Here is a 26,817-nt window from a genome sequence, read left to right as displayed (position 1 = left end):
CTAATCAATGTAATTACATGTCTAAATTCATCTTTATGATGAACGGGGCCCCTGTCTGCTCATTTTCCCAGCGCGCTGTTGCGGATTAATACTCCCGACATGCCATCAGGAGTGAACATATGCGTCTACTCGCCGTTGTATCAAAATTAACTGGCGTTTCCACAAATGTTGAATCCTCTGAAGTTACGCTCAGTTCGCCTTCTATCGTGAAACTGTCGGTGTCGCGTGAGGAGGTGAGTCAACTGACACGCGTTAATCAGGATCTGGTTGTCACACTCCGCTCAGGTGAAACCATCACCATTAAGAACTTCTACGTCGGAAAAGGTGATGCGCAAAACCAGCTTGTTCTGGAAGACAGTAATGGTGCGCTGTGGTGGGTTCAGGATACTGATGGGGCATTCCATTTCCAGCATTTGGACGATCTCACTCCACTAATGACTGCCGAGGGAAGCCATGAAGGCGGCGCCGTCTGGCCGTGGGTTCTTGGTGGGATCGCGGTCGCAGGCGGAATTGGCCTCGCGGCAGGTGGTGGCGGCGGCGGCGGCGGCGGCGGGAGTGATAATAACGCCGGAAACGGAAATGGCGGAAATGGCGGAAATGGCGGAAATGGCAACGGTGATAATGGGGATGGCGGCTCACCGCCAACAACAACCCCTAACATGCCTGACGTACCCGTTATCACCAGCATAATCGATAACCAGGAGCTGATTACTGGTCCTGTTAATCAGCAGGAATCCACCAACGATAATACGCCCACTCTCCAGGGCACCGGCCCCGCAAATGCCACATTGCATATTTTTGATAACGGCGTCGAAATCGGCCAGGTCACTATAGATGCCAACGGCAACTGGTCGTTTACGCCATCCTCTCCGCTCGCAGACGGTACCCACAAGTTTACCGTCAGTGCATCAGACGGTACGGGCAGCAGCGACATGTCGGACAGTTGGGAGATTATTGTCGATACGCTTGCCCCCGACGCCCCTGTAGTCACAGAAGTAACTGACGATTCAGGTTCCATTAAAGGCTTGATAGGTAATAACGGCATAACCGACGATGCCACTCCAACACTCACAGGCACTGGTGAGGCGGGCTCTTACATCAGTATTTCTGATAATGGCATTCTGATTGGCATGGTTCAGGTGGATGACAATGGTAACTGGACGTTTACACCGGATACACCGCTTAGCGACGGTGTTCACAATCTGACGCTGACGCAAACTGACGATGCGGGTAACGTGAGCACGGAAACGAGTGTACCGACATTCACCGTTGATACCACCCCGCCTGAAGGCGCGGTCATTTCCTCCGTAAACCTGCAAGGCACCGAGGTAACCGGTAGTGCAGAGGTGGGAAGCCAGGTCATTATCATCGGTAGTAATAATCAGGTTTTGGGTTCAACTACCGTTGATCAAACCGGCAATTTCGTCATCGCGATTTCACCTTCACAGACGCACGGTGAAGCGCTGATCGCGAAGATTCAGGACCAGGCAGGCAACGTCGGGCCAGATACCTCCTTCAATGCCACTAACTCTGGCTACCCGGGCGTACCCGTTATCATCAGCATTGTGGATGATGTTACCCCCTCAACTGGACCATTGAACAATAATCAGGCCACCAACGACCCAACGCCTACGATCTCGGGTACCGCAGACGCCAACAGCACGGTTAACATTTATAACAACGGTGCGCTTGTTGTAAGCGTGCTTGCCGATTCCAGCGGCAACTGGACCTGGACCTCCAACACCAACTTGCAGGACGACTCATACTCCTTCACCACCACAGCAACCAACCACCTGGGCACGGGAGGAACGTCAGCGGCATTCAATATCACTATCGATACTCAGCCACCGTCAGCGCCGGACGATCTGAACGTATCTGCCGACGGCTCTGTCGTCACCGGTACAGCCGAACCAGGAAGTACCGTGACCATCAATAATAATAACGGTCTTCAGATCGGCAGCGGCGTCGCCGGAACGGATAGCTCATTTACCATCACCATTGACCCGCCACAGACCAATGGTGAAACCATTACCGCTATTGCCACCGATCCCGCCGGGAACCCAAGCCAACCGGAAACCGCGCTCGCGCCAGACATCACAGCACCACAACCGCCAGCTAATCTGGTGATTAATCCTACAGGCGATCAGGTTACCGGCATGGCGGAACCCAACAGTACGGTACATATTCTGGATCCTGGTGGCGCGATAATTGGAACAGCAACCGCCGGCTCGAACGGAGAATTCACCGCCACGCTGGTTCCGCCGCAGACCAACGGAGAACATCTTGTCGCCAACGCGACGGATGCGGCTGGCAATATCAGCGGCAACAGCGCGATTACCGCCCCGGATACCACGGCACCTGACGCTCCTACCGGCGTCATCGTCGCCGGGGACGGTGGTTCTGTAAGCGGACATGCTGAAGCGGGAAGCTCCGTCACCGTAAAAGACAGCAATGGTAATCAGATCGGCACAGGCCAGGCAGACAGCGGCGGCAACTTCACGGTGTCGATTACGCCGTCGAAAATGAACGGCGAAACGGTAAAAGTTACCGCAACGGACAGCAGCAATAACGAGAGTCAGCCAACTTCCGCGGTGGCTCCGGATATTACCGCCCCCGGAACACCCATCATCACCGCCGTGACGGATGACCAGCCCATGTACCAGGGCCCTCTCAAAAACGGCGATGTCACCAACGATAGCAAACCTAAGCTGGAAGGCACCGCCGAAGCAGGTTCTCAGGTCAAAATTTACGATAACGGCACCCTGCTGACGACCGTTGTCGCTGATATCAACGGTAACTGGAACTATACGCCAGTCTCGGCGCTAAGCGAGGGCGCTCACATCTTCACGGTGACAGCCACAGACGCCGCGAATAACACCAGCAGCGCGGCAAGCTGGAAAATAATTGTCGATACCATTGCGCCAACTGTTCCAGTGATAACGTTGGTTAACGATGACGTTGGCAGCATTACGGGCAGCGTTGCAAATAACGGTTGGGTCACCAACGACAATACGCCAACCATCTCGGGTACCGGTGAGCCAGGTTCACTGGTGAACCTGTACGATGGCATTCAGTTATTGACGGTTATTCTTGTCGACAGCTCGGGTACCTGGAGTTATACCGTTCCGGGGAATCAGGTGCTCAGCGATCGCACCCATCAGTTTACGGTATCGGCAACTGATGCCGCCGGTAATGTCATCACCTCACCCACAGTGGTCAGCGTTACCGTAGATACCCAACCGCCAGGCGATCCTGTCATTTTGGCTGCTACCGACGACGTTGGGAATGCACCGATCGATCTGCCTACCGGAAGCCGTTCAAACGATACCTTGCCAGAGCTGAAAGGAACCGGAACAGACGGTTCTAAGATCACTCTCTATGATGGAACTACGCCAATTGGAAGCACGACTGTTTTGCCCGGAGGCACCTGGAGTATTCAACTCGACCAACCGCTCAGTGAAGGCTCACACAATTTATCCGCTATTGCCACGGACGTTGCAGGCAACGCCAGTAATGCCGGGACCTTTACGCTAACGATTGATACCACCCCACCAGCAGCCCCAGTTATCAGCTCCGCAGAAGGTCTGATTGGGACAAATCTACAAACGCTGAGTAACGGCAGCAGTACCAAGAGCTTAAATCCCGAACTCTCCGGAACCGGCGAGCCCGGCGCGAAGATTACGATTTATGATAATGGCGGTTCCATTGGCACCGTCACCGTACAGCCAGACGGCACCTGGACATTTACCCCAACCTCACTCGCCGACGGACCGCACAAATTCACCGCTACAGCGACTGATGTTGCAGGCAACACGGGGATCCCATCAGCCAGCTTTACCCTGACGGTAGACAACACACCTCCCGCACAACCAGCCGCGCCAATCATTACCGACGATGTGGCTCCGGTAACAGGTGTGGTCACTAACGGCAACACCAACGATACCACGCCAACCTTTAGCGGCACGGGAAACGTCGGGGATTTGATTACCATTTATCTGAACGGCACTCCCCCTTTGCAGGGAACGACAACAGTAGGTGCAGACGGAACCTGGAGCTTTACTCCGCCAGCACCGGTTACTCCAGGTACTTACCAGGTAACCCTCACCGCAACCGATCCGGCAGGCAACGTCAGCCAGCCATCAACAGCTATAACACTGAACATCGACACGACGCCGTCTGCGCCGCCGGTGATTATCGCCGCCAATGATAACGTCGGCGATATCATGGGTGACCTTGCGCCCAACGCCGTGACCGATGACACCACGCCAACCATTCGTGGTACAGGTGTCAATGGAGACATCATCACTCTGTATAACGGCGGTACGGTGATCGGCTCTGCAACGGTGGCAGGCGGTACCTGGAGTATTACCCCCGGGACTGCGCTGGCAAACGGAAACTACACATTAAGCGCTACCGCAACTGACCCCGCAGGTAACGTCAGCGACAATTCAAACAGCATTTCGTTTACGGTTAACAACACGAAGTTAACGTTGCCGCAGGTCACGGATATCCAGGATAACGTTGGCGTCTTTACCGGTTCGCTAACCAGCGGCAGCGTCACGGACGATACAACGCCAACCATTAGCGGTACCGGCACACCGGGCAGTACGATTTTGATTTTCGATGGTAACAATCCCATCGCCATTGCGACAGCTATCGTTGCTGCTAACGGCAGTTGGAGTGTGGATGTCCCCCTCACGCCCAATGTCACTCACACACTGACTTTCGGCGCCGTGGATGACGCAGGTAACTCACTGACAGCAGATAACCCGCTGACGTTGATTGTCGATACCCTGCCGCCTGCAACGCCTACGGTTACCAGCGTAGACCCGAAAGGTACGCTGGTTAGCGGCTCTGCCGATCCAGGCAGTACCGTCATCATTCGCAGCGGTACCACGATCCTCGGCCAAGGGATCGCAGACGGTTCAGGTAACTTCGCTGTCACAATTTCGCCAGCACAAACAACCGGTCAGGCGCTCAACGCCATCGCTCAGGATCCCGCTGGAAATCAAAGCGATCCGACAACGTTTAACGCTGCAACCTCCAGCGTTCCTCATCCACCAACGCTTGAGATCGTTGATGACATTGCACCCATCATGGGGGTAATTGGCAACGGTAAAACTACCAATGACACATTACCGTTGCTGCAAGGGACGGCCACAGCAGGGGCGACTGTTAATATTTATATAAATGGCACATTGCTCCCCATCACGGTAACTGCCGATGCCGTGTCTGGCGCATGGAGTTATCAGTTACCCGACCCACTGACTAATGGCGTAACCTATAACTTCACTGTGGCGCAAACCGTCAATGGCATACTGAGCGGTCAGTCACCCAACTACGCTATCACCATCGACACGACGGCACCGCAAGCGCCAACGATCACCAGCATTATCGACGATGTTGCCCCCGGAACTGGATCGTTGGATAAAGGGCAAATTACAAATGATTCACGTCCGACGCTCAACGGAACTGGCGAACCCGGGGCAACCATTACCCTCTACGATAACGGTATCGCTTATGCCACAACGACCGTAAACAGTAACGGATTCTGGAGCTTTACCCCGACAGCACCGCTGGGAGAAGGCGATCATCTCTTTACCGCCCGCGCAACGGACGCCGCTGGCAACCAGGGAGATCCATCCAGTGATTTCCGGATCATTGTCGATACCCTGGTACCGAATGCGCCATCTATTGTGACGGTCACGGACAACGTTGGTACGATCCAGCCCCTGACCTCCGGGCAGTTGACCAATGATAATACCCCAACGCTTGCTGGCGTTACCGAGGCGGATTCGGTTGTTACCATCCGCGATAATGGCACGGTAATCGGCACAACCACCAGCGACGAAAATGGCAACTGGAGCTTTACGCCTGTCCCTGCTCTCGGAGAAGGAAGCCACTCGCTGACTGCCAGCGTTACAGATAACGCGGGTAACATTAGCCCGACAACGCCACCATTTGTGGTCGTCGTCGACACGCTGGCGCCAGCCACACCGAGCATTACCTCAGTAATTGACGATCAGCCCGGCAATACCGCGCTGACCAACGGACAGCTTACAAACGATGCGCAGCCTACCCTGAACGGCAAAGGCGAGATTGGCGCCATCATCACGATCCGTGATAACGGCGCTGAAATAGGTACAACTCAGGTGGACGAGTCAGGTAACTGGAGCTTCACTCCGGATGCTCCACTGGGACAGGGGCAACATATTTTCACCGTCGTTGCCACAGATCAGGCGGGGAACACAGGCGGAGTATCATCATCGTTTACTATTGAGCTGGACTCTATTGCCCCGTCTGCACCGGTAATTCTGACCGTTCAGGACAATACCGCGCCGACAACCGGGCCAATCTCCAATGGGCAAATCAGCAACGAAAGTCGCCCGGCGCTCAGCGGTACCGGTGAAATTGGCGCGACGATTACCGTCCTGAGCGATGGTCAGGCCATTGGCACCACCATCGTCGGCGCAGGCGGAAGCTGGAGTTTTACACCCTCCGCGGCATTGGGTAACGGCCAGCATACTCTGACCGTCACGGCTACAGATAGCGCAGGCAATACCAGCCTGCCTTCTGGTGGCTTTACCTACACTGTCGATACTCTGGCACCGACAGCGCCAGTGATTACTCAGGTTGCGGATGATGTCGGCCCACTGATTGGAAATCTGAACAACGGTCAGGCCACGAACGATCCACTCCCGACGCTTAGCGGTACGGCAGAAGCCAATTCCACGGTGAAAATTTACGATAACGGAGCGCTGATCGGATCTGCTCCTGTAGATGGTACGGGCGCCTGGAGCTTCACACCGGGAACCCAACTTAGCAACGGTAACCACGCGCTGACGGTAACAGCCACCGACGCGGCCGGAAACGTCAGCCCGACATCTGCAGGATTTAACATCGTTGTTGATACCGTCGCCCCGCTTGCGCCAACGATTATCCAGGCGTTTGATGACGTGCAGCCGGGAACCGGAACGCTATCGAACGGAGCCTCTACCAACGACACCCGCCCCGTACTCAGCGGCTCAGCGGAAGCCGGTGCCCGGGTAGCCATCTACGATAATGGCGCGCTGCTGGCAACGGTGACTGCGACAATAGACGGCACCTGGGAATATCTGACCACCACACTTGGCAACGGTCAGCATGTGTTTACCGCCATCGCCACCGACGCCGCCGGGAACGTGAGTCCTGTCTCAGGCGGGTTTACGATTAATGTCGACACCATTGCACCATCCGTCCCGTTGCTGGTCTCTGTGGTGGATGATATCGCAGGCGGCGTGTTCAATGCAGCGCTCAGCAACGGACAGCTGACCAACGATGCACGTCCGACGCTGAACGGCACCGCCGAGGCAGGCAGCACTATCAGCATCTATGACGGAAGCACCCTGTTGGGTACCGCGCTGGTGCAAAGCAATAACAGTTGGTCGTTTACCCCAACCACACCGCTGGCAAATGGATCGCACTCCTTCACCGTCACCGCCACCGATGCGGCGGGCAACACAAGCGGCGCGACGGCAGGCTTTAGCGTGGTGGTTGACACCACGGCGCCGACGCAGCCTTCAATCAGCAGCATTATTGACGATGTCGGGCCAAACACCGGGCCGATTGGCAGCAATCAGCCGACCAATGACGCGCGCCCAACGTTAAACGGCATCACGGAAGCCAACGCGCGAGTTGATATTTATGATAACGGCAGCTTTGTCACCAGCGTAACGGCGGACGGCAGCGGCAACTGGAGCTACACCCCGACTACCGCGCTGGCACAAGGTACCCACTCGTTTACCATCACTGCAACGGACAGTGCGGGTAATACCAGTGGCATATCGTCTGCGGCAGCGATCGTGGTCGATACCGTTGCCCCGGGTATCCCAACCGGGCTGGCGGTAAACGCCAACGGCACCGCGCTCACCGGCGTTGCCGAGCCAAACAGCACGGTCATTATTACCTCCAGCGGAGGAACGGTGCTCGGCACGGCAACCGCCAACGCCTCCGGTAATTTCACCTTCACTCTGAACCCACCGCAAATCAGTGGGCAAACTCTGCTGGTCAGCGCACAGGATGCCGCAGGCAACATCAGTACGGCGGGTAACGTGCTGGCACCGTTTACCGGCGTACCACCTGCGCCTGTTATTGCCAGCGTGCTCGATGACGTCGGCACTATCATGGGACCCGTCGCTCCCGGTAAAACCACCAATGACACCCTGCCAACGCTCAGCGGAACGGCGCAGGCTAACGCCGTCATCAATCTGTACAACAACGGCGTGCTAATGGGCTTCACGACCGCAGACGGTAACGGGATCTGGAGCTTTACCCCATCCGGTGCACTCAGCGAAGGTAACCATGCGTTTACCGCCACGGCAACCAACGCCAACGGCGCAAGTGGGTTGTCCGGTTCGTTCAGCGTAATTGTGGACACCACACCACCGACCGCGCCAACGATCCTGATCAGCGCCGATGGCGGTACCGTCAGCGGCGTCGCCGAAGCGGGAAGCACCGTCACCATTTCTCTGCCCGGCGGCACCAGCGTGACGGCAATCGCCAACAGCAGCGGTGTCTACAGCGTCAACCTGCCGGTTCGCCAGATTGAAGGGCAGTCGCTGTCCGCCACGGCGACCGATGCGGCGGGAAATACCTCATCGCCGACAAACGCTCTCGCACCAGTATTGCCGCTGCTGGCTGAAGACAATGTCACCAGCCTGCCGCTACAAACCGATGTCACCGTCAGCACCGAGCATCAAAGCGATTATGGTTTCCTGTTGGTCAATGCGCTGGGAAATGTCGCCAACGTGCTGGGGAACGATACGGCAAGCGTGAATTTCAGCATCGCCTCTGGCGGCAGCGGATCCATTACGATCAATGCCGCTGCAACCGGCGTGGTGCTGTCGCTTTTAAACACGCTTGAAGTCGTCATCCAGCGCTTTGACACCGCGCTGAATACCTGGGTGACAGTGGTGGATACCGGGAAACCAAACTTTGCCAGCCTGCTTACCCTGGGCGCCTCGGGCGTAACGCTCAATTACAGCGGACTGACTGGCGGTGATTACCGCGTGGTCAGCTACAACACCAACCTGCTGGCGACCGGGGCATACACCAGCCTTGATGTCTCAGTGGTAAAAGCCAGCGCAGGGACCATCACCGGCGGTACCACGGAATCCGGGAATATCATCACCGATACCGATCCCGCCAACGGGCAGGATAATGCCCCTTCCGGCACGCTGGTCACCGCCATCACCGACGGTAACGGCAACGTCGTGAACATCCCGGCGGGCGGCATTGATGTGCAGGGGAAATACGGCATCCTGCATATCAATCAGAACGGTAGTTACACCTATACCCTGACCAATACGTCAATCTCGGTGTATGGCCGTTCCGAAAGTTTCACCTACACGCTGACGCATGGCAGCGATCACTCCTCGGCAAAACTGGTGGTAACGCTCGGTCAGGCGCCCACCACCAGTACGGTAACCGCGGCAGACGATGTGGCTGCGCTGACTTACGGGACGCAGGTCATCGCGGTTGATCATGGCACATCACAGCAAACCGGCTTCACCCTCGCCAACGTCGGACTGGGCAATGTGCTGGATGTCAGTCTGGTTAACGGTTTAACCAATCCGATCAAATTTAATGTGGATGATGGCGCAACCCGCACGCTGACCGTCAAGGCCAGCGTTCTCGGCGTCACGGTTGGCGGTTTTGATCTCTATGTTTATCGCTTCAACGAGTCCATTCAGCAGTATGAGCAGTTCCGCGTGAAGCCCAACTGGGTCACGGCGCTGCTAGGAGGTAGCTCAACGGATTACACCATCACCCTGCCTGGCGGTGACTATCTGTTCCTGCTTAACGCCTCCGGCGGTCTGACGCTGCTGACCAGCTATACCCTGAATATCCAGGCCGATCACACCTACGCCGTCGACAGCCTGAGTGCGACAACCAATGGAAACCTGCTGGTCAACGACTCGGCTCCGGCCAATACCGTTATCACCGAAGTTAACGGTGTCACCGTAAACGGAACGGGTACAACCACCATTAACGGGCAGTACGGCACGCTGACTATTGATGCGAAAGGGAACTACACCTACACGCTGAGAAGCGGACTGGGCGCAGACGGTATCAATACGCCGGACAGTTTCGTCTATAAGGTCAAAGCGCCAAACGGCGATACCGGCAGTGCATCGCTGAATATCAAACCAACACCGCAGGCGCTGGATGCAGTAAATGACGTCAGCAGCACGATGGCGGTGAGTACCGTTCAGGACTCTGCTGCATACGGAAGCGGCGCGCTGGGAACAGCAACAATTCCGACACTGGGGAGCAAAGCAACCGGTACAGGTTCGTTTGATATCGCGACAAATGACGTTCTGAAAGGTGCCACGCTTAACTTCAGCATCGGCACGCTTATCACCGTTGGTACGCTGGGCGTGACCTGGACCATAACCGGTCCTGACGGATTCTCGCTTTCAGGCTCGATACCCGCCAGTTCCATCAGCCTGTTAGGCAGTTCAATTGCCGTCTCACTGGGTAATGCTGAGTTAGCCGCAGGCCATTACAACATCAGCTTCACCGGAACGATGGGAGGACTGGCAGTTGGCAACGTCAGTATTACGCCGAACGTCACGGGTACGACATGGCACCTCAATACCTATGACGTTAACGCCACCACGGTGAATGGCAATATTTTTGATGGCAGTGATGCCGCAGGTGCGCACGATCAGCTCTCAACCGTCCATACCCAGCTCACCGTAACCGGCTTTAACGGCAGTACAGCCACCCTTAATCCGGCCGGCAGCGCCAGTAGCGCAACAATTCAGGGTCATTATGGTTCACTGACCATGAACCTTGATGGCTCATACATCTACACGCTGAAGCCGGGTACAACCGTAGCATCGATCACCAGCAAAGAGACCTTTACCTATACGCTTAACGACCAAAACGGGCATACGGACACCGCTACGCTGACCATCAATATGAATCCGCAGATGGCAAGCACCGCACAGCATGACGTGATCACCGGATCGGTCTACGGCGATACGCTGATTTATCACCTCCTCAACGCCAACGACGCTACCGGCGGCAACATTAGCAATGGTGCTACCGATACCTGGACCAACTTCTCGCTGGCCCAGGGTGACAAAATCGATATCGGCGACCTGCTGGTGGGCTGGAACGGGCAGAACGCTACGCTCGGCAACTACCTCACCGTAACCACCAGCGGTAACAACACGGTGATTGCCATCGACCGCGACGGTACGGGCAACACATATCACTCAACCAATCTCATAACGCTGGAGAACGTACACACCACGCTCGATGAGCTGGTGCAACAAAATCACATCGTACCCTGACGTTAACGCAATGCGTTAAAGCGCCATAACTACAGCCCCGGATGCCATGACGTCCGGGGCAATAACAGTCGTCGCTGCCGTATTTTGTAAGGGATAAACTATGAAAAATGTCGCGCCTGTTGCATTACTTCTGGCATTAACGCTCTGTACCCTGCGGGTGAATGCCGAAGATGAACCGCAAATTATTACGCCGGAAGGACTGGCCACCAGCCAGATGCTTCCCTCGCTGGACGGCGCGGTTGCCGATCTGCCGCTGAGCGCTGCCGCCCCCGGCAACCTGATGCTCAACGACGCGGTAAGTCGTGCCGTGAGCTGGCATCCTTCTATTCGTGAATCGATCGGCAAACTGCTCTCACAAAACGAGCAGATAGACGTGGCGAAATCGAAATATTACCCGCAGGTTTCTGCCGGAATGAATAACGGTTACAGCAATACCTATACCGACCACGGCTTTAGCCCGGCGCTGGTTATTTCGGTGTCACAAATGCTGTACGACTTCGGTAAAGTCGCAAGCCAGGTCCGCGCCGAGACCGCCGGAGCCGCACAACAGCAGGCGAATGTGTTACTCAGTATTGATACCATCGCCCACGCAACCGCCAACGCGATAGTCCAGGTGCAGACGTGGCAACAAATGGTGGATGCCGCCGAAGAACAGCTCACCGCCTTAAACGACATTGGTCGACTGACCCGACAACGCAATGATGAAGGGGCAACCTCGCTGTCCGACGTGGTGCAAACCGATGCGCGTATCGAGTCTGCACGTTCTCAGCTGGCGCAGTATCAGGCCAATCTCGACAGCAGTAAGGCCACATTGATGAGTTACCTCGGCTGGAACTCACTTAACGGCATCAGCAACGAATTCCCGGCCAAACTGGACAGCAGCTGCGATGTGGTCAAACCGGAAGATAAACTGGTTCCCGCGGTTCTGGCGGCCTGGGCACAAGCGAATGTGGCACAGGCAAATCTCGATTACGCCAACGCGCAGATGACGCCCACCATCTCTCTGGAGCCGTCGGTTCAGCATTATCTCAACGACAAATACCCCAGCCATGAGGTGCTCGACAAAACCCAGTACTCCACGTGGGTAAAAGTTGAGATGCCGCTGTATCAGGGGGGCGGACTCACCGCCAGGCGCAACGCCGCCAGCCATGCGGTAGAGTCTGCACAATACTCCATCCAGCGCACCCGACTCGAAGTACGACAAAAATTACTGGAGTCCCGCAGCCAGGCAATGAGCCTCGCCACCGCCCTGCAGATTCTGCGCCGCCAGCAGCGACTGAGTGAACAAACGCGCGAGCTTTATCAACAGCAGTATCTGGACCTCGGTTCGCGCCCGCTTCTCGACGTGCTTAACGCCGAGCAAGAGGTGTATCAGGCCCGTTTTGCCGAACTCCAGACTCAAAACCAGCTGCACCAGCTCCAGCTGAACTGCCTCTATAACACTGGCTCGCTTCGCCAGGCGTTCGCCTTAAATAATCGCAGCATTCAATCGGTGGAGATCAAGCTATGAGCGACCTCGATTCACATGCAAAAGATGCGATTTGCGAACACGCTCTTAGCCAGTGGGCGCAGGCGATGACGCATATTGCCAATCACTATCGCGTGGCCTGTTCTCCCGGCGCAATCCAGGCCAACGCCCCGTGGTTTGCGGGAAAAAGCCGGGCAACGGCCCTGTCGCAACTGGCGCGTCAGGCGGGCCTGTCATTTCATGCGCTGGATACCGCCACGCAGGCGTTCGGTCAGTGGCATCTGCCGGTGGTGGCGGAACTGCGCGACGGCCAGCTAATGGTGATAGAGCATTTCAACGGCGAAGATGCACTGGATGTGTTTATCATCGCCGAAGGGGGCCAGCGTAACCGGCTCACGGTCGCAGAGCTTCTGCCGGAGATCGTGAGTATTACCGCGCTGCGCCCGCTGTCGGCGCTGAAGGACAGTCGGGTAGACCGCTATATTTCGCGCTTCAAGCCCGACTGGATGCGCGAACTGGTGTTAAAGGACATCCGCCCTTACCTGCCGGTCATGATTGCCGCCTTTCTGATTAACGTTCTGTCGCTCGCCGGGATTATCTTTTCTATGCAGGTTTATGACCGGGTGATCCCCGCTCAGTCTTATCCAACGCTGTATGTTCTCTCCACTGGCGTTCTGGTGGCGGTGCTGTTTGGCTTTTTGCTGCGCGAAGCGCGTACCCACATAATGGACCTGCTCGGCAAACGCGCCGATATGCGTATTTCCGATCGCGTATTCAGCCATGCATTGCGCCTGCGTAACAGCGCCGTCCCTCGCTCGACGGGGAGCTTCATTTCTCAACTGCGCGAGCTGGAACAGGTTCGCGAGATGATCACCTCCTCGACCATGTCGACCATTGTCGATCTGCCGTTTTTCTTTTTGTTTATCGTGGTGCTGGCTTTTATCGCCCCGCCGCTGGCATGGATAGCGCCCGTCGCGGCCCTGCTGATGATCCTGCCCGGTTTGCTGTTACAGAAGAAGCTGGCGGTGCTCGCCAACCAGGCTGCCCATGAATCCACCCTGCGCAACGCGGTGCTGGTCGAAAGCGTCCAGGGGTTGGAAGACATCAAGCTGATGCAGGCTGAAAACCGCTTTTTACAGCAGTGGAACAGCTACATCCGCATTACCGGAGAGTCCGGGCTGCGCACGCGCAGGCTGACTCAGGGGCTGATTGGCTGGGGCATGTCGGTACAAAGTCTGGTCTACGCCGCCATCATTATGTTTGGTGCGCCGATGGTCATTGAAGGCACGATGACCACCGGGGCCGTGGTGGCCGCCTCGATGCTCGGTTCCAGAATGATTGCCCCAATGGCTAATCTGTGCGGCGTGCTGGCCCGCTGGCAACAGGTCAAGGCGGCGAAGATGGGGTTGGACAGCATCATGCAGCTCCCCACCGAAACGCAGTACGACGAAGACCGGGTACATCAGGAGATTTTTCACGGTCATTATCTGTTTGAGAACGCACACTTTCGCTACCACAGCGACGATCAGCGCGTTCCGCTGCGCATCTCGCGCCTGGAGGTCATGCCCGGCGAACGGGTGGCGATTCTCGGGCGTAACGGTGCCGGGAAATCAACCCTACTGCAGGCCATGGCGGGCGGAGTGGAGATTATCCAGGGCGATGTCCGGCTCGACAACCTGAGTCTGGCGCAGATCGATATGGCTGATTTACGCCGCAACATCGGTTTTCTTAGCCAGAATGCGCGGCTGTTTTTCGGCACCCTGCGCGAGAACCTGACCCTCGGCGCGCCGCATGCCAGCGACGCGCAGATCTTCGAAGCGCTGGAGGTCAGCGGCGCGGCAGCCTTCGTTAAACAGCTCGCCAAAGGGCTGGCGCATCCCATTATGGAGGGCGGCAACGGTTTGTCCGGTGGACAACGGCAGTCGATCCTGCTGGTAAGAATGCTGCTGCGATCGCCCAATATCGTGCTGCTCGACGAACCCAGCGCCTCGCTGGATGAACATACCGAGCGGGAGTTTATTCAGCGCCTGAACCAATGGCTAGGCAACCGTACATTGATTGTCGCCACCCATCGCGTACCGGTTCTGGAGCTGGTCGAACGCGTGGTGGTATTAAAAGAAGGCCAACTGGTTATGGATGCCCCGAAAGCGCAGGCATTAAATGCGAGTCGGGCACCCGCCCCAACTCACGGTCGGGAGTGGAAAAATGAAAACCAATCCGCATGATGCCGCCATGGACGACCTCGATATCCGCCGCGAGCACCGTTTTTCCGGGGCCAGCCGCATTATTCTGCTCAGCACGCTGCTGTTTGCCGTCCTGGGTATCTGGGCATATTTCGGCAAGCTGGATGAAGTCTCAACCGGCAGCGGGAAAGTGATCCCCAGCTCGCGAGAGCAAGTCTTGCAGTCGCTGGATGGCGGCATTCTCGCTGAGCTTACGATACGCGAGGGAGATAAAGTGCAGGCCAATCAAATTGTGGCGCGCCTCGACCCTACCCGTTCTGAGTCCAACGTTGGGGAGAGCGCCGCCCGTTATCGCGCCTCACTGGCTTCCAGCGCAAGGCTTAATGCCGAAGTTAACGATCTGCCGCTGGTCTTTCCCGATTCACTGCGCGCCTGGCCGGATCTCATCGCCTCCGAAACTCGCCTGTATAAAAGCCGTCGCGCGCAGCTTGCGGATTCAATGGCGGAACTGCAAGATGCCCTGGTCTCAGTTAATAAAGAACTGGCCATCACCCAACGGCTGGAGAAAAGCGGCGCCGCCAGCCACGTAGAAGTGCTGCGCCTGCAACGACAAAAAAGCGATCTGGGATTAAAAATCACCGACCTGCGCTCGCAATATTTCGTGCAGGCGCGGGAAGCGCTGTCAAAAGCTAACGCCGAAGTGGACATGCTGGCGGCGATTTTAAAAGGACGCGAGGATTCCGTCACCCGCCTGACCGTACGCGCGCCGATGCGCGGTATTGTGAAAAACATCCAGGTCACCACCATCGGCGGCGTTATCCCGCCCAACGGCGAGATGATGGAGATTGTGCCGCTGGACGATCATCTGCTGATAGAAACCCGCTTGTCGCCGCGTGATATCGCGTTCATCCATCCTGGACAACGGGCGCTGGTGAAGATTACCGCCTATGACTACGCCATTTACGGCGGCCTGGAAGGCGTAGTCGAAACCATCTCTCCGGACACCATTCAGGACAAAGTGAAACCGGAAATCTTCTATTACCGCGTGTTTATCCGCACGCATCAGGACTTCTTACAGAACAAACTGGGACGCCATTTCTCCATCGTACCGGGCATGATTGCCACAGTGGATATAAAAACAGGTGAAAAAACCATCGTCGACTATTTAATCAAACCGTTTAATCGCGCAAAAGAAGCGCTGCGCGAGCGCTAAATCCTTGAGGATTAGGGGTTACGGGGGCTGGTCACGCGTGTCACAAGTCTGTTATACTTGTCCTAACACATTGGGGCTGATTCTGGATTCGACGGGATTCGCGAAACCCAAGGTGCATGCCGAGGGGCGGTTGGCCTCGTAAAAAGCCGCAAAAAAATAGTCGCAAACGACGAAAACTACGCTTTAGCAGCTTAATAACCTGCTCTGAGCCCTCTCTCCCTAGCTTCCGCTCTTAAGACGGGGATCAAAGAGAGGTCAAACCCAAAAGAGATCGCGTGGAGGCCCTGCCTGGGGTTGAAGCGTTAAAACTAATCAGGCTAGTCTGGTAGTGGCGTGTCTGTCCGCAGGTGCCAGGCGAATGTAAAGACTGACTAAGCATGTAGTACCGAGGATGTAGGAATTTCGGACGCGGGTTCAACTCCCGCCAGCTCCACCAAAATTCTCCATCGGTGATTACCAGAGTCATCCGATGAAGTCCTAAGAGCCCGCACGGCGCAAGCCCTGCGGGCTTTTTTGTGCCTTGAATTTGTCCCGCGAAGTCTGATGCCAACTAATTAAATCCGAACCTTTTAGGCACCTTGTTAGGCACCTCATAAAGCTTTATTGTTTTTGAGGTGCCTAAAACTATGGAAACCCGGCAATGGCAAGACAAACCAAACCTCTCTCCGTTAAGGAAATCGAATCAGCCAAACCCAAAGAAGTGGACTACATTCTCTATGATGGTGATGGCCTTGAGCTACTCATCAAATCCAGCGGGAGTAAAATCTGGCAGTTTCGCTACATTCGCCCTGTCACCAAGAAACGTGCGAAGAAGAGCATTGGCCCCTACCCGTCAGTTACGCTTGCCGATGCAAGAAACTATCGCGCAGAGTCTCGTTCTCTTCTGGCGAAACAAATCGACCCTCAGGAACATCAGCAAGAACAACTTCGCAGTTCGCTGGAAGCTAAAACCAATACTTTCCAGCTCGTGGCTGAACGTTGGTGGAATGTGAAGAAAACCAGTGTGACCGAAGACTACGCAGAGGATATCTGGCGCTCTCTTGAGAGAGATGTTTTTCCTGCGATTGGCGACGTTAGCGTTACAGATATTAAAGCTCACACACTGGTTCAGGCCGTCCAACCGGTTCAGGCCAGAGGAGCACTGGAAACCGTTCGTCGCCTGTGTCAGCGCATTAATGAGGTCATGATCTATGCCCAAAACACAGGGCTGATTGATGCTGTACCCAGCGTTAATATCGGTAAAGCATTCGAGAAGCCTCAGAAAAAGAACATGCCCAGCATTCGACCGGATCAGCTACCACAACTGATGCAAACAATGCGAACAGCCAGCATTAGTCTTTCCACACGCTGCCTGTTCATGTGGCAACTCCTTACTATTAGCCGCCCTGCCGAAGCGGCTGAAGCACGCTGGGAAGAGGTAGACATAGAAGCGCGAGAGTGGAAGATTCCTGCAGCACGTATGAAAATGAACCGCGACCATACTGTTCCATTGTCAGATGAAGCAATTGCGATACTAGAGATGATGAAGCCGTTAAGTGGAAATCGCGAATTTATCTTTCCCAGCCGCATCAAGCCAAACCAGTCGATGAACAGTCAGACCGTAAACGCATCGCTAAAACGCGCAGGTTTTGGTGGAGTGCTCGTTTCACACGGTCTGCGCTCTATTGCCAGTACGGCCCTTAATGAGCAAGGTTTCCCTCCTGATGCCATTGAAGCAGCACTTGCTCATGTGGACAAGAATGAAGTACGTCGAGCGTACAACCGCAGCGATTATCTTGAGCAACGACGTCCAATGATGCAATGGTGGTCTGACTTTGTTAAAGCTGCTGATAATGGAAGTATGATTGGGGGTAGCATGAAAGGAATGCGACTAATCGGATGAGATATACCAGCTCAAATTTGAGCTGGTATATCAAATGGTACAAGTAAAAGCTTATTAAGCAGATACAGATGTGCCATAGATGCATTAGAAAAAACGCAGGTAGTTAGTAATTAGTGCCAAATCACATACTCTTGGTAAAGTAGTTGAATGGTTCTATTCCTGATCGCCATGCAAATAAAGCTCTAGTTATGAACGAAACTGCGCTTCTTTTGCTAATTGTTGCATGTTGAGAGAATTAGTTGCCAATCCTGCTCGATTAAAACGGTATCGCATGTATGCTGAAATATCTTCCTCATGTGACGACACGATGAGCTGGCAATGTTTTAGCTCACAGCGAAGCAAGTCGGTCAGTGATGCTATGTTCACCTCATCCAGAGACTGAGAGGGGTCGTCAATGAGAATAAGCGGTACATCTGCATAAACTTTATTGAGCGACAGGAAGAAGGCAAGGCTAAGTGCTGAGACTTGACCTGTACTCATCGACATAACTGCATCATGGTCTGACTTTTCCGCTGTCAGGAACCTTAGTTGCTTGCCATCTCGACTCTCAATGAACAATCCAAGACCTCGCTGGTAGTTCTGGATAAGTCGCCCACTGTAGATATGGAAAATAAGCTCAATTTCCGAAATGGTCTGATCAGCATATTTTTGCTCCGCTTTGACTAATGTCGCACGCAGCTTGTTGACCTTATCTTTGGCTTTTTCTGCTGCTGCGTTCTCGCGTTGAATTTTTTGAAGATCTTCCAAGCATTTTTTAAGCCTTCCACTTTGCGCTTCATTAGCCTTTATCTTGATATATAACTCTTTATCTTTTAAATCTTGTGGTACGCAGATGTAGAAGTCCTGTATGTCCTTGAACACCGCATGGATGGTCTGGCGCCAGTCTTCGGGTAAAGCAAACATCTCTTCTGTTTTCTTAGCACGCATCAAATTGCATAACTCTTCTAGCCTAGCTTCAACAACTGTTTTGTCGTTGCTGAAAGTGTATGTGATTTGAATACCCTCGGCTGTGAGCCGTTCAGCTAGTTGCTGGATTGCGCCTAAACGTGGTTTAGCTGCTGTCAAAGTTTTATACAGTGTGTCGTCGAACTTAAGCTTCAAGATCGCTTCACGCTCCGCAATGTCTGCCTCAATGATGGCGAGTTCAGAGGTCATCGATGTAATCAAACTTACTAATTTTTTACCATCAGTGCTCAAGGTATCAGCAATTATCTGGGCTCTTTCCTCAATGGCTTTGAGCATCAACTGGTGGGTTTGCCAGTTGTTACCGCATAATGGGCAAAGCTGGTCTTCCGGGTAAAGCTTAGCGTGTTCATCAATTAGTTGTTGCTTTAAGCGAGATAATTCGGCTGCAGCGCTATCATTGATTGTATTTTCTTTTTGAAGACCATTACGTTCAGTAATCTTCGTTTCAAACCACTCAAGCCGATTCGGCAGCCACCCCTTCAACGTACGTGCCTGCTCAACCGTAATGACTGAAGCTCCCATTTTAATGATGGCTGTAGCTGTGGTGTGTTGATCGAGTTCCTTTTTCGATTCTTCCAGCTCTTCAAGCTTGTTGATATCCGCCCCCATACGAGCCAAGCTATTAAGTAACTCCATGTGCGCATTAACATCAGCTTCTATAGTTTCATTATTAGCCCTGATACGAATGGCTGCTTTCTGAGCAAGAAGGTCGCTTAGTTTGCGTATTGAATCCAATAATTGAGTGTGAAAGTCTGGAGCATATGTAGGAAAGACATTCTCCTTATCCCAAGCGGGTTCATACTCAGCAGTAGATACTTTTTTATATTCAACTCTTCCTAAATCTGCTTGAACCATTGCACGCAAGGTAGTGCACTCGTTGTTAAGGGAATCCAAGTCTGCATTGCGTTTCTCATCGCCTAAATACTTGGTGATTTTCGCCGAAACAGATCGGCAGCTTTCAATTTCAGCGGCGATATCACTAATATTAAATAAGCTCCCTAGCTCATCTTTACGCTCATCTACACGAGTATGAAGCAGCTTATTTTGACCTTGTTCTAAATAATTCAAAAATGAGAAATTCTCCCTAAAATTCCTCCCAAAAATTTCATCAAGAAACTCGTCATTACGTTTATTGGATTCTATATAGGCTTTAGAGTCAAAATCTGGCAATTCATAAAGTAAAAGTGTTTAAATTTATCAGCACGGTTGTTCGCTTTAGTTTCGAACGTCTTACGAGGCGTATGTCTAGCTAACACTAACTTGCGTTCGCCGTCTGAAAATTCGATTTTTATCGATAGATCTTTCTTACCTGAACGAATATTCCAGAACAGATTATCATCATAATTTGTTTTACTTTTTGTCATTAATGTCGAGAAAAGATTGTCTATTCTCTTTATCTGGCCTGTAAGCAGCAACTCGACCGCATCGAAAATACTAGTCTTACCGTATCCATTTGGCCCATCTAGAGTCAATAGAGAAGAAGTGCCTAAATCTAGATCGATGTGCTTAAACGCTTTAAAGCAAGAAATTTCAATTCGGATTATTTTCCAACTCATTGTTAATCAACTCCTTGATCATTTCGTCGACATTATTTGTAGTAAGCTTCTGAATAATTTCATATGTTTCCACTAATCCCTCTTCTGCGACAGCTTCACTAGCCTGTAGGCGCAAGGAGACGAGTTTCTCTCTTGTGAATGGAAGTTCGAGAAATGGAAGTTTGATGAAAATCTTTGCAGCTACACTGTATTGTGTTGCAGCCAGTGGTTCACTCTTATAATTAATGAACTGGCTCTTGTCCGATATCGTGGCCGCTAGCTTTTCAAATGAATAATCTTGAATTGCGGTTTCTTCGGTATCGCTATAGTACAGAATATATTTTTTGAAAAAGTGAGGATCTTCTTCAATTGCGAATATTTGTTCCTCGAAGTCTTTGAACTCTGCTAATTTTTTTAGACGGTGAACACAGATAAGATCGCAGTTCTTTTTAAAGGCTGGATGATTAATAAAAGACTCTGGCACCGATTGGTTGATAACGGCATTTAATGCTGCAGGGTTCGTAAGCTCATCCAACCTATGTAAGATCGCAAACCTGATAGCAGAACCGAATTCACGAATGTAGAATCCCGTCAGTTCTGTCTCATGCTCTTTTTTGAAATCATGAGCGATTAATGCCTCATCAATAATTTTATTTATCATTTAGTCTAGCCTCTGCGTCTTCTTTACTCATTATGCTTAGGCAAAATGATTTAGTGAAATTACTATCAATGCGATCTTTAACCTCCTGATCGCTTAGATCATCTGAATCTGTGTATTTGGTATTAATCGTAAAAGACTCACAAGACCTGCATGCAATTAGATGGTTGTACTCGAATAGCAGTTTACGAAGTTCCCCGTTGCTTTCCATTTCTCCCACCAAATCAGACGTACAACCTTCTCGGTCATCAATCAAAGGCAGGTCAAGGGCAGTAGGAAGATAAAACTTTTTTTCACCATCTAAGTAGTGAGGAAATAGTTTTAGAATGGGCTCAATATTCATGGCTTCAATCAGCCCGGAATAACGCCTAATGTCTGCTTTTTGAAGGCTTGAAAATCGCTCAGAAGGCTTCATTAATTGACAGAGCGTCTTCATTTCACTGGTCTCCGTAATCCGAATGTGCTCGAAGAGACGCCGAGCTCTGGCATACGTTTTATCACTCATACTAGGCAATGCTTGGTCAAGTCTATCTTCAAGGTAGCTGTGTAGCCTAGCCTTCAGATCAACAGCATAGTACTCAGTGCTGTTATAAGGATTCCGGATCAATATGTCATCTAATAAAAGCTGCGCAACAATCCTGCTTTCATAAGCGGCTTTGTTGGCTTTTTTACGATCATCTTGAACTAAGCGGTGTATTGCTACTGCTTTGGAACTAATTTTTTCGGAAAGGAGGCAGTAGTTATAATGTAAAAGATTCTCACTTAGAGTAACTGATTTGCTGATACAGATCTGCGTGATAAGCTCTTTTGTCAATTTTTCGATTTCGCCCAAACCACAATACTTATTCTTACCATAGACGTAGAATTGGACGTTTTCTCCATTTGTTCCAGTATAATCGCTAGTATCGTTTAACGGGACGGAAACATGAAAATAACGAGAAATCCCCACGGTTCTGTCAAATTCGATAGCTGATGATTTTTCCAAAGCTTCAGCATAGCCGCTACGGTAACTACTAATCTTAGCCTTTACTTGATGAGCGCTAACTAAAGTACCGTGTTTATAAATAGCAAAATCGTCACTACTGTCCAATTGAAGCTCAAAATCTACATCGCCTTGACTTATTAGCTTGAGGCAGTGGTAGAGCGCAACTTTTCCTTGGTAAACGTACCCGCTCCATGTAGATACAGCGGTAGCTGGATATTTTTCAACCTGTGCATTACTCACATTGCTCACCTCACCAATTATTTTACTTCTATTGAATTTAGTCTCGGCGTAATCGCATAAACCTTATTCGACGCATCTAATCCCGAAACTCAGTTGAGGATATGTTCCATATCAGCGCCTTCCCCCTCATAAAAATCAACTCGGTGAAATTCTGCTTGAACACATCCTCCCTTCTTAATTTTTTTGCTCATCACTATCATCATCAACCACTTCCCAACGTGGAGCCCTGTATCGAAAAGCCTGATAGCGTGGCAAAGAAAAATCTATTTAAATCAGCACATTCAAATAATATCATCAAAATCAGAGTGCGTCTGACGTTCATTAAAAATTTTATGCAATTGGACACGGCTCAAGATATTCTTGTTTGCGTAGGAAAACTCAAGTTTCTCAACCATATCAAAACCGCGCCTCACTGCGGCTGAAAGACTTTGCAAGAAGGATTCATTAAGATCTTCTTGGCTTGAAGCCAAATCTAGCTCTTCAGTCATTCTAGCTACCACACCCATGATAAAAGACAGGCCTCTTGGAATGAAAGTTGAAATAAGTTCACGGGCTCGCGGGCACATTTTCACAGTTTCGGACTTACCATTTGGATCGCCACCAAGGCTTATTTCTATAGCGTTAAGTGGTTTGCCGGTAATCCATGCCTTTAAACCTGGAGTAAGAGCACTGAGAACAGCAGAATTTACAGGATATGTGACTGATTTTCCTACGGCCGCGCTCGCAGAGCGATATACATCTCGTAATAGATATTCGCGCGCGCTCGAGTCATCTTTAAGCCAATCGATCGTCCAATCAATCCAGCCTTCAATTGTGGTGGACAAAGAACCTTTCTCTTCCAGCAGACGAGCCCTAAGCCGCCCAAGTAAATCAAGAGGTAAGCCACTTTGCGAAGCTATTAATACAACTTTAGCATCGGGAGTGTCTTCCACTGCCTTCCTCGTTTGCTGCCAAAGTTCCTCGACCTTTTCGTTATATTCTTTTTGTTCAGAATGTTTGATGGCAAGGAAAGCACTCAACGATCGTGACATTAAATTGTTTGGCGGTATCACTTCTGCACCGGCAGCTGTAAGAGCTGCGAGTCGGTTGATTGTATAAGTGACTTCTCGATCTTTTAGCTCTCCCTCCATTACCCGGTCAAGAACTATGCCCAACGGATCTGTTATGGCAACGCAGCGATCATCCTCCGGCAGCACTGATGCAAGCTTTTTCTTTAATGGCTCATTTAATGTTTTTTTATGAATAAATTTGATTATAGGTTCGGGAATAAGGATAACAATACCATTAGCAAGATGTCCTGCCCGCCCTGCTCGTGCTGCCGCATTTAATAACTCATGGGCCTCAAGTTCTTCACGGTCACCTGGATTTTCACCGGCTCGTTTATCTCCAGCAAGTATAGCCAAATGAGCGGGAAGATTTAGCCCCTGTGCAAGGGTAGGCGTAGCAACAATCACGCGTGCGCCGTCAATACGTCGAAAAAGTTTCTCAGAAAGAGAACGCTCTAGCCGAAGCATGGTTGAATTATGTGGAACTGCACCAAAATTCGTCTCACCGAAAATAGAGTGCTTTGAATCGCCTAACTCTTGTACCAGCGCCTCCCAAAGAGCCCGCTCACTTTCATTCAAAACAACGACCTGCCCAAGCTCACTAGCAATATTTCGGGCAACCCCAATCGCGTCAGCTTTTGTGTTAACAAAAACGATTGTTTTGAGGCCGCTGTTATTAGCACTAACTGCTATATTTGCAGCGATGCCATTGGCATTAGGAGTCGCCCAAACTCTTCCATTGTCAAAGCCGCCAGCAAGTTGCAGGGGAACATTAGCGATAGAGGTGAACGCAAATGAATCGGGTGTGGATATCCAATTATGTTGTAAACCCCAGACAACATAGGGCTTGCCCAGAATTTCACGCTTCGCTCCTGCACGCAAAGTCTTTGCTTTTTTGCCTTTTTCTTCATTTAGATTCTTCTGTTTCTTCAAGGCACGCTTAATGGATTCATTGATTTCACACTCTTCATAGACAACAACACCTCTTGCCTGACGACTGGGCTTCCAAAGTAAGTCGACTGACTTACATGGACGATGAGTCAGATCAGCAATCCATTCAGCAAATTGAGGACCATTTTTAAGCATTGCCGACAAGAACAGCATATCTGCATTAGGGGATGCAGCGCTAAACGCCAACAGGCATAGCATTCCATCCAGAGCTCGACCGATCTTTCCCGACTGAGGGCTCAAAAGGTGACATTCGTCAAAGACGAGAAGACCAACTTTCTGAAATGAGGTGGCTGAAAATGACAGCATGGCTAGACACCGCTCAGGCGTCATCACCTCTATGTCCTGTAATTGGGCATCATCTAGAAGTAAGGAATCAAAATCACTAGATACTTCGAGACCAAACTCATCCTGTGGGAAGATCGCCTGAAGATCTTCAGTTAACTGTTCCACAAGAGCATGAGTAGGAGCCAAGAAAATAACTTTCTTACCGCGTGAGAGTGTTCCGGCAATCTTAAGCGCACTGACAGTTGTTTTCCCTGCGCCAGTGGGTAGGACTAGGACAGCTGATGTGCCCGTTTGATAGAAATCTTCTTTAATAGCTTCTCGATGATTCTGCCAAACGAAAGGCATGTCAACAGCTCGTATACCTAGCCACTTTTTCCAAATAGCATTATCAGCCCCATCTGGTGGGGATAGCTTGGTTAGAGCCGATTTTTCGATCGCATCTGCCGCAGAAAGCAGAAGCGAAGCTAAATGTGCCGGTCCAGAATATACTGTTAGCAATTCACCATCGAGCGAATCTCTTAGATTGTAATTAGTTTGGGATGATAATTCGATAACGCAGCGAAATGCTTCTTGCGCGTTCTTAAATCGTTTCGGTACGGCTTCAGGTATTTCCGCGGACATCATGTCTACAGCTAACAGTTCGATGCCTTCAGAAAGAGTGGCAGCAAGAAGCCGAAGTGCCCGCCTTTGAATCGCTCCTTTACCTGCCTTCAGCAACCGCCAACTATTTGCGCGCTTGAGGATCGAGTCTAAGCGCCCGCGAACAAGGTCTCTAATATGATCCACAAGGACTTTTATTTCAACTGGACCTCTACCAGCAGGGATTGCAGCCGCAGCCTCATTTGCATCTGCATACTGTTCAGCCGCAAGGAAAAGCACGGCTGCAGCAATAGATGCATCCACTCTATCACGGTCGAGGAGAGGCGCATCGCTATTGCCAGACTCACTGGACCGCCTAGAAATAATCTGTTGGGCTGTACCTGCCACGAATGCTGAGGCTCGGCGTAAAGCGGGATCCTCCTCGAGAGAAGCTATGATTTCATATGCATCAGCGATACGATCGAGAGACCAATGCTCCGTTTCGGGCCCGATTTGTTCTTTTCCCTTAAGTCTCGCGGATACAAGTTCAGCGTAATGCCGCGTCAGCAACTGCGGTATCTGACTCGCATTAAGTTCGGGCAGGTCGGGTGCTGAGCGGAGAAGTTGAGAGGTTAGTGCATCAAACATCTTCTGCCTCAAATTCATTTAGCCTAGTAATTACTTGATTAGCGAGCTCTTGAAACCAATCTCGTAAATCGCCATCAATCAAAAAAGTTGCCCCGATGCGTTGATTCCTAGTTATATGCATAAGGTCGTTATATCCCTTGAAAAGATTTTTCCTTTTTTTTACCGTGGCAATGTTAGAGCCAACAGTAAGCGCTGCTTGATAAGTTCTATACTGTTTGTCCAAAACTCTCGCAGCCGCACGTGTAGCCTCAGTGCCATTTATGCCGCCCTCCCTAATAAGGCTAACAGCATTAGCTACAAGATCACGACTTCGCTTATTCTCATGATGTTCGGTGAAGGTAGGCATGATTTCGTCTCTGAATTTATTTCTGGGATTTTCAGTGCATTTATCTTCGAAAATTGTCACACCTACAACAACAGGTTCATCTGGATGCAATGTTATCGAAAGGCCATCTAGACCTTGCGTAGTTGAACTAATGTGAGGATCTTTAAGAAATGTACGATCTGTTGCTGTTTGCCGCGCTGTAATCCAAGAAATGCACTCAAAGAGAAATCCATCTCGATGGTAGCGAGACACTTCACGTTGTTTCTCGTTCTCACCTTTTATGCGCATTTGTCCTCTGGCTCCAGCATAAAGCTCTCCATTTGAAAATGCTGGCCCCTGGAGTTCAAGCTCAACGATGATTCTTGCTGCGTGCTGTGCCTGACCGAGCGTAATGACAGCAATCAATTTGGACAATTCATTGAGATCATTAACAGACCAAACTAGACCACAGACATCATCATCTACTTCAACAACTTTAGTTACAAGTGCTGTCATATATCGAGAATCCCTA

At 51.5% G+C, this 26,817-nt stretch carries 11 protein-coding genes and 1 other RNA gene; 6 read left to right on the top strand and 6 right to left on the bottom strand.

Translation table 11 applies throughout. From position 1 onward, the window contains the following. Positions 1-119 precede the first annotated feature (119 nt). From OGX89_RS08315 to OGX89_RS08290, 6 genes are all read left to right on the top strand, one after another. Positions 120-11,342 (top strand): BapA/Bap/LapF family large adhesin, encoded by an 11,223-nt coding sequence (locus OGX89_RS08315; protein WP_125112770.1) that lies wholly within the window; start codon positions 120-122, stop codon positions 11,340-11,342. 100 nt (positions 11,343-11,442) lie between these two features. After that, on the top strand, positions 11,443-12,852 hold the full coding sequence (locus tag OGX89_RS08310) for a TolC family outer membrane protein (protein ID WP_003826391.1): 1,410 nt from the start codon (positions 11,443-11,445) through the stop codon (positions 12,850-12,852). Continuing rightward, complete coding sequence (locus OGX89_RS08305; protein WP_125112771.1) at positions 12,849-15,035, top strand: type I secretion system permease/ATPase; 2,187 nt, start codon at positions 12,849-12,851, stop codon at positions 15,033-15,035. The genes OGX89_RS08310 and OGX89_RS08305 overlap by 4 nt, the downstream gene beginning before the upstream one ends. 7 nt (positions 15,036-15,042) lie before the next feature. Then, positions 15,043-16,206, top strand: a complete 1,164-nt coding sequence (locus OGX89_RS08300) for a beta-barrel domain-containing protein (RefSeq protein WP_122973896.1) — start codon at positions 15,043-15,045, stop codon at positions 16,204-16,206. A gap of 72 nt (positions 16,207-16,278) precedes the next feature. Next, positions 16,279-16,642, top strand: a transfer-messenger RNA (tmRNA) gene (gene ssrA, locus OGX89_RS08295). 204 nt (positions 16,643-16,846) lie between these two features. After that, a complete protein-coding gene (locus tag OGX89_RS08290) occupies positions 16,847-18,088 on the top strand; it encodes an integrase (RefSeq protein ID WP_286560264.1) in 1,242 nt (413 codons plus the stop codon). A 186-nt stretch (positions 18,089-18,274) separates the two neighbouring features. On the opposite strand, the gene OGX89_RS08285 is transcribed toward OGX89_RS08290, so the two are convergent. From OGX89_RS08285 to OGX89_RS08260, 6 genes are all read right to left on the bottom strand, one after another. Next, entirely contained in the window at positions 18,275-20,122 is a 1,848-nt protein-coding gene (locus OGX89_RS08285; protein WP_286560261.1) for an AAA family ATPase, read from the bottom strand. Between the two features lie 71 nt (positions 20,123-20,193). Beyond that, the gene (locus OGX89_RS08280; protein ID WP_286560258.1) at positions 20,194-20,610 is read right to left on the bottom strand and encodes an AAA family ATPase; all 417 of its coding nucleotides are present in this window, start codon (positions 20,608-20,610) and stop codon (positions 20,194-20,196) included. Then, positions 20,585-21,250 (bottom strand): ABC-three component system middle component 1, encoded by a 666-nt coding sequence (locus tag OGX89_RS08275; protein WP_021530643.1) that lies wholly within the window; start codon positions 21,248-21,250, stop codon positions 20,585-20,587. Before OGX89_RS08275 ends, OGX89_RS08280 begins: the two co-directional genes overlap by 26 nt. Beyond that, positions 21,240-22,472 carry an ABC-three component system protein gene (locus tag OGX89_RS08270; RefSeq protein ID WP_021530644.1) on the bottom strand — a complete coding sequence of 411 codons (1,233 nt, stop codon included), beginning with the start codon at positions 22,470-22,472 and terminating at the stop codon, positions 21,240-21,242. Before OGX89_RS08270 ends, OGX89_RS08275 begins: the two co-directional genes overlap by 11 nt. A gap of 281 nt (positions 22,473-22,753) precedes the next feature. Beyond that, positions 22,754-25,999: a DEAD/DEAH box helicase gene (locus tag OGX89_RS08265; RefSeq protein ID WP_077764055.1), complete on the bottom strand. Its 3,246-nt coding sequence runs from the start codon at positions 25,997-25,999 to the stop codon at positions 22,754-22,756. Next, positions 25,974-26,801, bottom strand: coding sequence for a hypothetical protein (locus tag OGX89_RS08260; protein ID WP_286560253.1), 828 nt, complete (start codon positions 26,799-26,801; stop codon positions 25,974-25,976). Before OGX89_RS08260 ends, OGX89_RS08265 begins: the two co-directional genes overlap by 26 nt. Between the last annotated feature and the right edge of the window lie 16 nt (positions 26,802-26,817).

Origin of the sequence: Citrobacter sp. Cpo103, from assembly GCF_030332605.1 — a bacterium.
GTDB classification, from domain to species: domain Bacteria; phylum Pseudomonadota; class Gammaproteobacteria; order Enterobacterales; family Enterobacteriaceae; genus Citrobacter; species Citrobacter portucalensis.
Note: the sequence above shows the minus strand (reverse complement) of the source record. Positions and strands in the feature narration are given on the sequence as shown.